The sequence below is a fragment of the Amycolatopsis sp. WAC 01416 genome (assembly GCF_003947485.1).
Classification (GTDB): Bacteria; Actinomycetota; Actinomycetes; order Mycobacteriales; family Pseudonocardiaceae; genus Amycolatopsis.
Map to the genome: position 1 here is coordinate 345,192 of NZ_QHHX01000003.1, position 12,881 is coordinate 358,072.

Below are 12,881 nucleotides of genomic sequence, written 5' to 3' on the forward strand. Positions count from 1 at the left end.
AGCGCATGCGACTTTTCGGCCCGCTCGTGGACCGGGCGACCTACCGCAGGTGGGTCTACTTCATCCTCGGTGGCGCACTGAGCGTGCCGTATGTGCTCTTCGCCGCCATCGTGGTGCCGTCGCTGCTGCCCCTCGTCGCGACGGTGGAGCGCGGGCTCCTCATCGCGGCGATCACCCTCGTCCTGGTGATCATCGCGTCGTCGTTCATCCCCGCCGTCCGGGTGCTGGAGGGCGCGGCCGTCCGGGAACTGCTGGACGATCCCGTGCCGGGTGTGACGTTCGGGCCCGCGGGCGGCTGGCCCGTCCGGCTGCGGTCGACGGCGATGTACCTGCTGCACGTGGGCACCGGTTGCGTCCTCAGCCTGGCGAGCCTGCTCGTCCCGGTCGGCTTCGGGTTCACCGTCGCGGCCCCGTTCACCGGCCGGATCGCCTTGTCCACAGAGGATCCGATCGTGGTGCCGCATGGCTGGGCGAGCGCGTGGATCCCAGTGGTGTTCCTGCTCGGCGTCGTGGCGCTGGCCTACGTCGTGTGGGGAGCGGGCGCGGTGCTGACCCGCTGCGCCAAGAGCCTGCTGGGGATCTCGGCCGCGGAACGGATCGCCCAGCTGGAGAAGCGCACCGAACAGCTCGCCGAACGCAACCGGCTGGCGCGGGAACTGCACGACTCGGTCGGACACGCGCTGAGCGTCGTGACCATCCAGGCCGGGGCGGCGCGCCGGACACTGAGGACCGATCCCGGCTTCACCGAGCAGGCGCTCACCGCGATCGAGGAGTCGGCGCGGGCCGCGCTGGACGATCTCGACCACGTGCTCGGACTGCTGCGCGACGAGGCGTCCTCACGAGCACCGCAATCAGGGCTGGCGGAGCTGCCCGCGCTGGTGGAGGCCACGCGGCTGGCGGGCGCCGAGGTGACGGCGGAGGTGCGGGGTGAACCGTCCTCGGTGCCGCCGGTCGTCTCCCGCGAGGCGTACCGGATCTTGCAGGAATGCCTGACGAACGCGCTGCGGCACGCCGGTAAGGTTCCGGTGACGGTCCTCGTCGACGCCGGAACGGAGCTGTTGCGGTTGCGGGTGTCCAACCCGCTCGGCACCGCGGCACCGTCGCGGGACGGGGGCGGCCGGGGGCTGCGGGGAATGACGGAACGGGTGGAAGTGCTCGGCGGCACGATCACCGCGGGCCGCGCGGACGGATGCTGGAAGGTCGAGGTGGCGGTGCCATGGGGGAAGCGGCGATGAGCATCGGGGTGCTGCTGGTCGACGACGAACAGTTGATCCGGGCGGGGCTGCGGGCGATCATCGCCTCGGAGCCGGACCTGGAGGTCGTGGGCGAAGCGGCCGACGGAGCCGAAGTGCCGGGGCTGGTCTCGCGGTTCCGGCCGGACGTCGTGCTGATGGACGTCCGGATGCCGTCGGTCGACGGAATCCGCGCGACCACGCATCTGATGTCCACAATGGACAACCCGCCGAAGGTGATCGTGGTGACCACCTTCGAGAACGACGACTACGTCTACGACGCCCTGCTCGCCGGTGCGAGCGGGTTCCTGCTCAAGCGGGCCCGGCCCGAGGAGATCGTCGGGGCGATCAGGACGGTGGCGGCGGGGGAGTCGCTGCTGTTCCCGGCCGCGATCCGGCGGCCGGCCGCGCAGCGGGCGAACCGGGCGCCGCAGGACGGCCTCGACGGCGCCGGGCTCACCGAACGCGAACGCGAGGTGTTGCGGCTGATGGCGGGCGGACTGTCCAATGTGGAGATCGCGGGCGAGCTTTACCTCGGCGTGCAGACGGTGAAGACACACGTCGGGAACGTGCTCGCGAAACTCGGCGCGAGGGATCGGACGCAGGCCGTGATCAAGGCCTACGACACCGGATTCGTCACGCCCGCCGGCTGAACGCGGTAGGGTTCGCGAGTGGATACCAACGTCAATCGTCGTCGCCTGCTGGGGCTGGGCACGGTCGCCGCCGCGGGTGCGGTGCTCGGCACGGCGCAGATCGCTCACGCCGCCGAAGAGTCCGAATCGGACACCGCCGCCGCCGACGCTTCGGCCGCCGCACGCCGGATTTCCCAGGTCTACGCCAGGGAAACCGCGAAGGCGGGCGGCACGTGGTCGTCCTACATCAGCGTCGCGGATTCCGCCGGGAACCTGGTTCCCGCCGTCGCCGAGCGGGCGGACGAGGTGGTCGAGGCGTACAGCGTCAACAAGATCGCCGTCGCCACCGCGGTGCTCGACAAGATCGACCGCGGACTGCTCACCTTGGACCAGCGCGTCGACGTCACGGCCGACATCGTCATCAAGGACACCGACGGCATCTTCGCCCTCGACGGGGCGTACCCGAGTTCGGTGACCCTCGGGCACGCGATGGCCGCGCTGCTGACGCTGTCCGACAACACCGCCGTCCGCCTGTGCGGGCTGGTCTGCCCCGCCGCGGAACTCAACGAGATCCTGCGCGGCAAGGGATTCGTGCACACCCAGGTCGTTCCCGTGGCGAATCCGAACCGGTTCTTCCTCGGCAAGACCACCCCGGCCGAGACGCATGAGCTGCTGCGGAAACTGGTCGGCGGGACCCTGCTTTCGGCGAAGTCCACCGACTACCTGCTGAACATCCTGCGTTCGCTGAGCGCGTTCACCGACGGCATACGACTCGGCCTGACCTCGGCCGAGCGGCTGCGGGTCGCCACGAAGGCGGGCTGGTTCAACGACGGCCGCAACGAGGCCGGCGTGATGTTCAGCGCCGACGGCAAGCCGATCCTGACCTATTCGCTGTTCGCCTCCGGTGAGTTCGCGGGCGATCCTGCGGTCACCAAGGACGACTACGCCGCGACGCATCCGGCGTTGAAGGCGCGGGCGAAGCTCGGGAAGACGATGTTCCGGTCGGTCGAGAAGCTGACGGCCACCACCGCGCGCACCTACGTGGCCGCGCCGTATCGGGCATCCAACGGCGGCTGAGGATTGCTGGGCCCGGTGCTCATGTCGCGAAAGCCACTTTCGGGAAACGTTCTGTCACGCCGATGAGCGTGCTCCGGCCAGGCGGCGCGGTAGCATCTGGTGTGTCCCCGGTATTCGATGTCTATGTGTGGGTGGAGCCCGGCGACCGGGACGGCTCGTTGTCGCGCTTCATCGATCGCTACGTCGACGTCGAGCGGCCGGGTGACCCGAGATTCCCGGCGTTCGTTCGGACTTTTGTCTCGTATGACCCCGCTCATGGTGACGCTGACGCGCTGGCGGAGCTACGTCGGGATGACGCAGCCGAACGTGCCTTCTCTCTGTACCTACGAGCAATCGGGTATTACGGTGCCATCGTCACCGTTACGGAGGAAGGGGCCTTCGTACTCGGGCTCAGTCTTGGTGGTCCCTTGAACGCGTCCGAGACGACGCGGGAGGCAGCTGATCTGATGGCCGCCCTCATGGCGGAGTTCGCTGCGACCGGCGGGATAGCCGGAGTCGAACTCGCGCCACCACAATCCGCAGCCGAGTGGAGAGACGCATACGTCCTCCTGCGTACGGTGCGGGCTGGGACAAGGTGACAGTCAACGTCCACTTCTGCCGCAGTGCGGACTGCTGACGAACGCGCTCAAGGATCCGATAGCCCGGAGCCGGGAGGCACGGGGTCCAGCTCTGTCTCGGGCCATGACTGTGGCGCGGGGCCGAACGCGCGTCGGGCGGCTCGGACTGCCAGGGCGGCGACGGTGGCGTTGGCGCCACCGCCGATCACCGCGCCGATGCCGAACGGAGCCACCCGGCCGAGCACGATGATGCCCTGCTTGGTGCCGTACTTGGTGATGAAGTTCTTGCCCAGGACGCTGTTGATCTGGCGCAGCGTCGCGGTGGGTACCTTGCTGACGAGCTGGCGGGCCCAGTGCTGACCGGTGCGCTCGGCGACCTTGCCGACAATGGTCGTGGAACCTGACTGGCCGAGCAGGATCCCCATGACCAGCGTCCGCCGACGTTCGATCTCGTCCAGCTGAACGCCGTGGACCTCGGCGACCGAGAGCACGAACAGGGTGCTCAGTTCGAGCGAAGAGAAGGCCTCACCCGCAGACAATGCCAGTGCGACCCCGGTGCCGACGGCGGGCGCGGCCGCGGTGGCCCCGACCGCGGCCCCTGTGCCCGCCAGGGCACTGACGTACATCCGCTCCAGGGTGCGTACGACCTCCGCCGGTGTCGCATCCGGGTTGCGCTGACGGGCCCGCGCGATGTTTTTGCGCACCAGCGGTGTCTGCAAGCCGATGGCCTTGTCCAGCAGCTCGAGAACCCGCTGTCCCGGCCCGCTCGACGCCGGCATCGGTCGTTCAAGGGCATCAGAGGCCACAGCGAGCTCCTTCGCGTCGTCAAGGCGTCGCCCAGTCTCTCACCCGCGCGGCCAGAGCCCATCGATCACCCACGTCCGCCGCATCACGCTGCTCGGCCAGATCTTCGCTGGAACCTGGGCGTATGCAATGGCGTCCGGGGCGTATACGGAAATCACTGACCGCGTCACCGCACTCACACGGGTCGAACACCAGCCCATAGCGATGCGGCAACACGCGCTCATGTCCCGATGTGACTTAGCCGGGCATACCGGATGAGGTCAGGCTCGGTTCTCTGTGGCTAGGCCGTGTCCTGTGAGTCTGTTCGATGGGCTTCGTGATCCAGGTGGTTCCTGGCGGTGCGGGCGGATCGGCCTCGTACCGGGTCGTACTCGGCCGCGTCCGCCCGTGCCGTCAGGGACCACCTGGGCGCGAAGACCGCGAACATGACTTACAGGACACGGCCTAGGTCGTCGATGATCCATCGCAAGGCGCTTCTGCGTTCGAGTACCGCCGGTACCTCGGGTTCTGGCTTGACTTGGGCTCGCAGTGCTCCCGCAGTCGCCTGAGTTCGTCGATCATCTCGTGTAGCCGGTCCGCTTCTGTCATGCCGGCAAGCCTGGAGGGTCGGCGGGGACACGCACAACACCATCTCCCGACTGGTTCGGTGTTCGGCGCGTCCGTGCTCGGCCTGAGTGGTCATGGAGCTTTCAGAACTCAATGGCACGGTGTTCCGAATAGCGGCCCTTGCTCACCTCGGTCCCTGCACCGGTGTCTCTCGGGCACATTCGGAGTCAGATCTGCGAATTCTTCGCCTGGTGTCAGGAGCGCGAACTCGTGCCGCTGGCCGAGGGGCGAGCACGGATTGAACTGTGCGCCCTGGCGAATCGCCGACGCTCGGCTTGTCGCATCTCCAGTTTGAGGCGTTGTCGACCGCCGCGCGGGAATCAGCCAATCAGTTTCAAGGACTTTCGAAGTCTGTGCCGCGGATACCAGTGACGTCGGTGAGGAAGCACGGGCACCGGATTCTGCGTGTGGCCGGCAGGCCGTGCGGTGCCGTCCTGCCGAAGTGTGGACTTTCCTCTGCCGGCCTTGGTGCTTTCGAGCGAACCGGGACCGCCCCATGCTGAAGGACACAATTCGCGGACGCCGCGCCACTAGAATTCGGCGTCATGGATACGAGGCGACGTCGGTGAACGACCTCCCACCCGTGGCCGGCAGCGGCTCACCTGCCCCCGAGACACACAACGAGTTGACCGTGTCGGCGAAGACGAACATGGTGGTGCAGGCGAACACCATTTCTGGGGGTGTCCACCAGTATCTCGGTACCCGGCGGCGCGCGCTGATGGCGGGCGCGGGCGCGGGCGGCATCGCGCTGGTGGTTACCCTCGTCCTGGTGTTCTGGCTGGCCACGGACGGCCAACGGACTGGGGTCGACATCAACCCGCTGGCGCCGCCCGTCACGGCACGCGAGCTCGGCACCCTGTCCGGACACACCGCCAACATCACCGGGATGGGGTTCAGCGGGGACGGCAAGGTCCTCGCCACGGCGAGTGCGGACAAGACCGTGCGGCTGTGGGATGTGCCGAACCACAAGGAGCTCGGCTCCTTCGACACCGGCTCGGCCCACGGCGTGGCGATGAGCCGGGACGGGCGCACGGTGGCCGTCGCGCCCTCGGGCCGGGGTGTGCAGTTCTGGGACACGGCCAGCCGTCAGCAGGTCGGTCAACCGCTCAGCGAGACCGAGGGCATGCGCGGGCTGCCGATCTTCAGCATGGTGGTGAAGTTCAGCCCGGACGATCGGCTGCTGGCCACCGGGGAGCTCAGCGGCAAGGTCCGGTTCTGGGACGTGGCCAGCCACAAGCAGGTGGGCGAACCCCTCCTCGGCCACACCTCCGGCGTCCTCGCCATGGCGTTCAGCGCGGACGGCCACTTGCTGGTCACCGCGGCGGTGGACAACACGGTGCGGCTGTGGGATGTCGACAGCCGGCAGCCGCTCGGCCGGCTTCCCATCGACGCCACTGGCCCGGTGCTGAGCCTGGCCCTGAGCCCGGACGGACGTACCCTTGCCATCGCGGTGTCCGGCCTGACCACCGAGTTCTGGGATGTGGCCGGCCGTCGTCGGCTCGGTCAGCCGGTCAACAACAGCGCCGTGAGCGTCTCGTTCAGCCCGGACAGCCAGCGCCTCGTCACCGCGAGCGCGGGCCAGGGGGTGCAACTGTGGGACGTCGCCAGCCGCGAATCACGCGGTGACCCCATCGGCACCGCCGCCGCCGCGATGTACGTGCTGTATAGCCCGGCTGAAGAGACGTTGGCCACCGTCATGATGGACCACACCGTGCGCCTCTGGGACATGAGCGGCCTGGGCTAGTGGATCACCCCTGCTTTGCTGCCGGGGGCTGCGCTCTCGGCACGGACTACAGCCCGGCCAGTGCGGTAGGCAGCCGTCCGCTGCGCTGCACGCATGAGCTTCATTGCGTCCGTCAGGAAAGTCGGTAGCGGTATCCGATGTCGGTCATCGGTGGGCGCGGGTTGCCTTTGCGCCGTGGGAAGCCTGTGGAGCGGCGTTCCCGGTGGAGTCGAGCGTTCCCGCGTGGTGCAGGGCGATCTCCGCTGCGTGTTGCATCGCGGCGCGGGTCCGTTCCGGGGGCTCGCCGCGTTGGAGGCTGGTGACGGCGGCGGCGCTGATGGCACCCATCAGCGCGCCGACGACGCCGGCTGCGGTGATCTCGGTGAGCTTGTCCGGGTACGCCTTGTGCAGCGCTGCGGCGATTCGGGTCTGTGCGGTGAACATCGTGTGCAGCACGCGGGCCTGAACGGCGGGCGTGGTGACCACCAGCCGGGCACGGAGCGCTGCCAGCCCGTTCGGCAGGTCACCGGCGGCGGTGTGGGCGATCATGTTCTTCGTTGCCTCTGTCAGTACCTCGCGCATCGGCGCGCCGGGCCGCCGTCCCTCGATGGCCCGCACAGCCAGGTCGGTCCTCGAACCGCCGTCAGCCAGTAGCACGTCCTCCTTGGTGGGGAAGTGCAGGAAGAACGTGCGCTTGCTGACGTCGGCGGCTTCCGCGATGTCGGCCACGCTCGTCTGGTCGTAGCCCTGTTCGGCGAACAGGCGGACGGCCGCGTTCACCAGCGCCTGCCGGGTGAGCAGCTTCTTGCGTTCACGACGTCCAACTTCGTCTGGCACAGCACGAGCATAGTGCACCACCTAACTCAATACACCTAGTGTATGAGTATACTGAGTGCATCAATAGTGGAGAGGTGTCGTGATGGGCGAGTTGACTGGACGGACGGTGCTGGTGACCGGTGCCGGGCGGGGTATCGGTCGGGCGGAGGCGCTGTACCTGGCGGCCCGCGGCGCGAACGTGGTCGTGAACGACCCCGGCGTGGAGATCGATGGGCATGGGGGCGATGAGGGGGTAGCCGCTGCGGTGGTCAACGAGATCCGCGCGCGGGGCGGGCGGGCGGTGGCCGACACCGGCAGCGTCACCGATTGGGTGGACGCCCGGCGCATGGTCGATTTGGCCGTCGCGGAGTTCGGCGACCTGCATGCGGTGGTCAACAACGCCACCATTGAGGTCAACAAGGGGCTCGAACGATTGACCGAAGCGGAGTTCGACGACGTTGTGGCGGTCAAACTGAAGGGGACCTTCGCGGTGAGTCGCTGGGCCACGGCGTACTGGCGTGGCCGCGTGGACGACGGAGTGCGCATCGACCGTGCCATCGTCAACACCGCTTCGGGCTCCGGACTGCTCAATCCACTGCCCACGCAGACGAACTACGCGGCGGCGAACGCCGGAGTCGCGGCCATGACCACGGTGCACGCGGTGGAACTGCGGCGGTTGGGGGTCAGGGTGAACTGCGTCAGCCCGTCGATGGTGCGCACTCGGCTGACGAACCCGGTGCCCGGCATGGACCAGACACCGCCTGAGGGGGAACTGGACCCGAAGGACCCTGCCGTGGTGGCCCCGCTCGTCGCCTACCTGGTCAGCGAGGGCTGTCCACTGACCGGCCAGGTCCTGTCGGTGCGCGGCGGCTCGATCGCGGTCAACCACGGCTGGACGCGCGGCGAGCAGATCAACAAGGACAGCGAACTCTGGACAGTGCCCGAACTCGCGGAAAACCTGACCGCGCTGCCGCTTGAGGACCCGTTCGACCGGTTGGCGATCGCGCTCGGTGGCGCCCTGGGCATCGACGGCCGCGACGAATTCGAGGCGATGGTCAACGCGGAACTCGACAAGAGCTGAACGGTGCGGCCCGCGACAGAAGAGCAGCCTCCCGCTTCGGCAGCGCCAGGTGATGCGGAAAGGGCTTAGGACTACTCCAGGGCGGCGAGGATCAGCGCGGCCATCGCGGTGGGATCCCCGTTTTCCGGGCGCAGCACCAGATCCGCGTTCTCCGGCCGCTCGTAGGGAGCGTCCACCCCGGTGAACCCGCTGATCTCGCCGGCCCTCGCCTTCGCGTACATCCCCTTGGGATCGCGGTCTTCGCAGACCTCGAGCGGGGTGTCGACGAAGACTTCCAGGAACGGCAGCCCGGCCGCCTCGTGCGCGGCGCGGGCGAGTTCGCGGTCGGTCCGGTACGGGCTGATCAGGGAGACCACCGACACCACACCGGCGTCGGCGAACAGCTTCGCGACCTCGGCGACGCGGCGGACGTTCTCGGCGCGATCGGCGGGGCTGAAGCCGAGGTTCCCGTTCAGCCCGTGCCGGAGATTGTCGCCGTCCAGCAGGTACGCGGGCCTCCCGGACGCGACCAGCCGCCGCTCCAGTTCCACGGCCACACTCGACTTCCCGGACGCGGAAAGCCCGGTGAGCCAGACGGTGAGCCCGCGCGTCGCGCGTTCCGCCCTGGTGACCGCGGCGGTGTGCCAGACGACGTTCGACACCGTCACGCTCGGCCCGGTGATCATGCCCGCGGCGACCGTCGCCCCGGAATGCTCGTCGACGAGGAGGAAACCTCCGGTGGAGCGGTTGCGGCGGTAGGAATCGAACAGCAGCGGTTGCCGCGTGCGGAGCCGGATCCGGCCGATCTCGTTGAGGGACAACGAGTTCGCGGCCTCATCACGGTGCAGGGTGGTCACGTCGAGCCGGTAGTCGAGGTCGCGGATCTCGGCCTTGGTCTCCCGCGTGGTGTGCCGCACGAGGTAGTTCGAGCCGGGCGTCAGCGAGCCTTGTTCGGAGAACCAGCACACCATCGCGTCGACGTCCCGGCCGGTGTGCGGACGGTTGCCGGGGCGGCAGATCAGGTCGCCGCGGCCGAGGTCGAGGTCGTCGGCGAGTTCGATCGTGACGGCCTGCGAGGCGAAGGCCTCGGTGACCGTGGTGCCGCCCGGCCCCCAGATCGCGCGCACCGTCGTGGTGAAGCCGGACGGCAGCACGGCGACCTCGTCACCGGGTTTGAACACCCCGCCCGCGACGGTGCCCGCGTAGCCGCGGAAGTCACGGCTGTGCTCCCGGATCACGTACTGCACCGGGAATCGCGCGTCGATGAGATTGCGATCCGAGGCCACATGCACCTGTTCGAGGTGGTGCAGCAGGGAAGTCCCTTCGTACCAAGGCATCCCGGCGCCGCGGTGCACGACGTTGTCGCCGTGCAGCGCCGACATCGGCACGAAGGTCAGGTCGGGAACCTGGAGTTTCATGGCGAAGCGGCGGAAGTCCTCACGGATCTCCTCGAAGCGCTCCTGTGACCAGTCGACCAAGTCCATCTTGTTGACGCACACCACCAGATGCGGGATGCCCAGCAGAGTCGCCAGGAAGGCGTGCCGCCGCGACTGTTCGAGCACACCTTTGCGGGCGTCGATCAGGATCAGCGCGAGATCAGCCGTGGATGCCCCGGTGACCATGTTCCGGGTGTACTGCACGTGCCCCGGCGTGTCGGCGATGATGAACTTCCGTTCGGGGGTGGCGAAATACCGGTGGGCGACGTCGATGGTGATGCCTTGTTCGCGTTCGGCGCGCAGGCCGTCGGTCAGCAGAGCGAGGTTCGGATACGCCTCGCCGCGGTCGCGGCTGGTGCGTTCGATGGCTTCGAGCTGGTCGGTGAACACCGTCTTCGAATCGAACAGCAGGCGGCCGATGAGCGTCGACTTCCCGTCGTCGACGCTGCCCGCGGTCGCGAGGCGGACCAATGAAGCACCCATCAGAAGTAGCCTTCCTTCTTCCGGTCTTCCATGCCCGCCTCGGAGATCCGGTCGTCGGCGCGGGTGGCGCCGCGTTCGGTGAGCCTGCTGACGGCGACCTCGGCGACCACTTCGCCCGGTGACGTCGCCGTCGACTCGACGCAGCCGGTGCAGGTCGCGTCTCCGACTGTCCGGAAGCGAACCGTTGCCTCGTAAGGGGTTTCGCCTTCGCCCAAGGTGAGGAAGCGGGTGTGTGCGAGCAGCATGCCGTCCCGCTGGACGACCGGGCGCCGGTGCGAATAGTAGATCGACGGCAGGTCGACGCCCTCGGCCTCGATGTACTGCCAGATGTCGAGTTCGGTCCAGTTCGACAGCGGGAAGACGCGGATGTGCTCGCCCTTGCGGTGCCTGCCGTTGTAGAGATTCCAGAGTTCCGGCCGCTGATTGCGCGGATCCCATTGGCCGAACTCGTCGCGGAAGCTGAACACCCGTTCCTTCGCGCGGGCTTTCTCTTCGTCACGCCGCGCTCCGCCGAACACGGCGTCGAAGGAACGCTCGCGGATTCCCCGCAGCAAGGCCGCGGTCTGGAGGCGGTTGCGGCCCGCCTTCGGATCTTCGACGACCCTGCCCGCGTCGATGTCGTCCTGGACACTGGTGACGACGAGCCGGAGCCCGTAGGTGTCGACCGTGCGGTCCCGGAATGCGATGACCTCGTCGAAGTTGTGCCCGGTGTCGACGTGCATCACCGGGAACGGCGGTGGTGACGGCCAGAACGCCTTGGCCGCCACGTGGAGCATCACCATCGAGTCCTTGCCGCCGGAGAACAGCAGCACCGGCCGTTCGAAGGTCGCCGCGACCTCGCGGAAGATGTGCACGGCTTCGGCTTCCAATGCTTCGAGATGGGTGAGCTCGTATGCCGGGGACCCCATCGTGACCTCCGTGGTTCGAGATCAGGAAAGTAGAACAAGTTCTTGTGCTTGGTCAAGGGGAGGAGGACGCTGTCGGCATGGACCTGGTCGCACTCGAAGAGATCCGACGCCTCAAAGCCCGTTACCTCCGGTGCCTCGACCTCAAGCTGTGGGACGAGATGGCCGAGACCCTGACCGTCGACGCGCACGCGCGGTACGGCACGCCGTCCTACGGCAAACCGCTGACCTTCGAAGGACGCGACGCGGTCATCGAGTTCTTCCGGAACGCCGTCGGGCCCGGTATCACCACGGTGCACTTCGCCGGGCAGCCGGAGATCGACGTCGACGGGGACACCGCGACGGGCACCTGGCTGATGCGGGACAAGGTGATCGTGCCCGAGCACCGGGTGGTGATCGAGGGCGCGGCGTACTACGAGGACACCTACCGGCGGGTGGACGGCGCGTGGCTGACCGCTTCGACCCAGTACGACCGGCTGTACGAGACGATGATGTCGATGGACGACGTGCCAAGTCTCAAACTGACCGCGAACCGCTGGTCCGACCCCCGCGATTAGTCACCTACTTGCGGGCGTCGACCCCCGCAAGTAGGTGACTAGTTGCGGGGCAGGCCGCCCGATTCGGTGGTGACGGCGTCGGCGGCGGCGACCAGCGCCGCGCCCCGGCGCGCGATCTCGGCACCGGTGATCGGCTCGCCGACCGACATCGTGAGCACCAGCTCCTGCCGTCCCGAAGCGTCGAATGTCGGCGCGGCGAGCAGGCTCACCGCGTGTTTGCGGCGTGGCTCCAGATCGGCGCCGAGGTAGACGCGCTCGCCGAGGCTCGACACGAGTTCTCCCACCAGGTCCCGCACTTCCGGCGGCAGCTCCTCCGCGCCGACGCCGGCCATCAGCGCGTAGAGCCGACGGCCCGCGGTGGTCAGGCTCTCCACCAGGTAACCGTGCTCGCGGCATTCGGCGACGACGCGGCGAAGATGTGCTTCGTCCAGCCGTACCGGCATCGCCGGGGGTTTGGCGAGCCACGCGTCGAACGCCGCGTCGGAGTCCCACAGCACGTACATCAGGCCGACCGGCGGCGCGAACGGATAGGTCTCGCCCAGTTTCACCCGGCCGGGCCCGGTGCTCTGCAGCATGAGGATCCGGTCGCCGACCACGGCCGACGCCGTGCACGTGGCGCCGTATCGCCTGCTCAGCTCCTCGAGATGACGGCGCGCGACCTCGCTCGCGCCGAAGCCCTCGCTCGCGACGCGGCCCGCGGCGACCATGGCGGACCCCAGCCGGTACGTGACCGGCTGAGGGTCCCGGACCAGGTAGCCGCCTGCCGTCAGCTCGGTCACGATGCCGAGGCAGGTCGGTTTGGCGAGGTCCAGCTCGCGCGCGAGTTCCGAAAGGCCGAAGCGGCGGCCGGGGTGCGCGGCGAAGAAGTCGAGCAGCCGAACGACCCGCTCGGTGGGCGGTGAGCGTCGGGCCATTGACCCATCCTTAGAACGCGTTCTAGTCTGATGTCGCGAAGAACGTACCAAGTCGGTACGTATTTGTACCAGTATGAGG

General features: G+C 68.2%; 12 protein-coding genes. 7 read left to right on the top strand and 5 right to left on the bottom strand.

All coding sequences use genetic code 11. From position 1 onward, the window contains the following. Positions 1-5 precede the first annotated feature (5 nt). From DL990_RS11510 to DL990_RS11525, 4 genes are all read left to right on the top strand, one after another. Complete coding sequence (locus DL990_RS11510; protein WP_125783755.1) at positions 6-1,235, top strand: sensor histidine kinase; 1,230 nt, start codon at positions 6-8, stop codon at positions 1,233-1,235. Then, positions 1,232-1,885 (top strand): response regulator transcription factor, encoded by a 654-nt coding sequence (locus tag DL990_RS11515; RefSeq protein WP_125798901.1) that lies wholly within the window; start codon positions 1,232-1,234, stop codon positions 1,883-1,885. Before DL990_RS11510 ends, DL990_RS11515 begins: the two co-directional genes overlap by 4 nt. 18 nt (positions 1,886-1,903) lie before the next feature. Beyond that, positions 1,904-2,941 (top strand): serine hydrolase, encoded by a 1,038-nt coding sequence (locus tag DL990_RS11520; protein ID WP_125798641.1) that lies wholly within the window; start codon positions 1,904-1,906, stop codon positions 2,939-2,941. Positions 2,942-3,003: 62 nt separating this feature from the next. Continuing rightward, positions 3,004-3,519, top strand: a complete 516-nt coding sequence (locus DL990_RS11525; RefSeq protein WP_125798642.1) for a hypothetical protein — start codon at positions 3,004-3,006, stop codon at positions 3,517-3,519. A gap of 47 nt (positions 3,520-3,566) precedes the next feature. Here the strand turns inward: DL990_RS11525 and DL990_RS11530 are convergent, their stop codons facing one another. After that, positions 3,567-4,304, bottom strand: a complete 738-nt coding sequence (locus DL990_RS11530; protein ID WP_125783761.1) for a hypothetical protein — start codon at positions 4,302-4,304, stop codon at positions 3,567-3,569. A gap of 1,169 nt (positions 4,305-5,473) precedes the next feature. Here DL990_RS11530 and DL990_RS11535 point away from each other — a divergent pair. After that, positions 5,474-6,652 (top strand): WD40 repeat domain-containing protein, encoded by a 1,179-nt coding sequence (locus tag DL990_RS11535; protein WP_158632603.1) that lies wholly within the window; start codon positions 5,474-5,476, stop codon positions 6,650-6,652. A 144-nt stretch (positions 6,653-6,796) separates the two neighbouring features. On the opposite strand, the gene DL990_RS11540 is transcribed toward DL990_RS11535, so the two are convergent. Beyond that, positions 6,797-7,468 (bottom strand): TetR/AcrR family transcriptional regulator, encoded by a 672-nt coding sequence (locus DL990_RS11540; RefSeq protein WP_125783765.1) that lies wholly within the window; start codon positions 7,466-7,468, stop codon positions 6,797-6,799. Between the two features lie 82 nt (positions 7,469-7,550). Here DL990_RS11540 and DL990_RS11545 point away from each other — a divergent pair, with 82 nt between their 5' ends. Beyond that, a complete protein-coding gene (locus tag DL990_RS11545; protein WP_199746307.1) occupies positions 7,551-8,528 on the top strand; it encodes an SDR family NAD(P)-dependent oxidoreductase in 978 nt (325 codons plus the stop codon). 71 nt (positions 8,529-8,599) lie between these two features. Here the strand turns inward: DL990_RS11545 and cysC are convergent, their stop codons facing one another. Together cysC and cysD are read right to left on the bottom strand one after the other, a co-directional pair. After that, positions 8,600-10,426, bottom strand: a complete 1,827-nt coding sequence (cysC, locus tag DL990_RS11550; RefSeq protein WP_125798644.1) for an adenylyl-sulfate kinase — start codon at positions 10,424-10,426, stop codon at positions 8,600-8,602. Then, positions 10,426-11,334: a sulfate adenylyltransferase subunit CysD gene (gene cysD / locus DL990_RS11555; RefSeq protein ID WP_125798645.1), complete on the bottom strand. Its 909-nt coding sequence runs from the start codon at positions 11,332-11,334 to the stop codon at positions 10,426-10,428. The genes cysC and cysD overlap by 1 nt, the downstream gene beginning before the upstream one ends. Positions 11,335-11,411: 77 nt before the next feature. Here cysD and DL990_RS11560 point away from each other — a divergent pair, with 77 nt between their 5' ends. Next, positions 11,412-11,888 (top strand): nuclear transport factor 2 family protein, encoded by a 477-nt coding sequence (locus DL990_RS11560; RefSeq protein WP_125783773.1) that lies wholly within the window; start codon positions 11,412-11,414, stop codon positions 11,886-11,888. 38 nt (positions 11,889-11,926) lie between these two features. Here the strand turns inward: DL990_RS11560 and DL990_RS11565 are convergent, their stop codons facing one another. Further along, a complete protein-coding gene (locus DL990_RS11565) occupies positions 11,927-12,802 on the bottom strand; it encodes a helix-turn-helix domain-containing protein (protein WP_125798646.1) in 876 nt (291 codons plus the stop codon). Between the last annotated feature and the right edge of the window lie 79 nt (positions 12,803-12,881).

Coding starts and splice junctions, on each gene's coding strand:
- DL990_RS11515 (WP_125798901.1), top strand. CDS start 1,232: ATGAGCATCGGGGTGCTGCTGGTCGACGACGAACAGTTGATCCGGGCG.
- cysC (WP_125798644.1), bottom strand. CDS start 10,426: ATGGGTGCTTCATTGGTCCGCCTCGCGACCGCGGGCAGCGTCGACGAC.
- DL990_RS11510 (WP_125783755.1), top strand. CDS start 6: ATGCGACTTTTCGGCCCGCTCGTGGACCGGGCGACCTACCGCAGGTGG.
- DL990_RS11560 (WP_125783773.1), top strand. CDS start 11,412: ATGGACCTGGTCGCACTCGAAGAGATCCGACGCCTCAAAGCCCGTTAC.
- cysD (WP_125798645.1), bottom strand. CDS start 11,334: ATGGGGTCCCCGGCATACGAGCTCACCCATCTCGAAGCATTGGAAGCC.
- DL990_RS11545 (WP_199746307.1), top strand. CDS start 7,551: ATGGGCGAGTTGACTGGACGGACGGTGCTGGTGACCGGTGCCGGGCGG.
- DL990_RS11525 (WP_125798642.1), top strand. CDS start 3,004: ATGAGCGTGCTCCGGCCAGGCGGCGCGGTAGCATCTGGTGTGTCCCCG.
- DL990_RS11565 (WP_125798646.1), bottom strand. CDS start 12,802: ATGGCCCGACGCTCACCGCCCACCGAGCGGGTCGTTCGGCTGCTCGAC.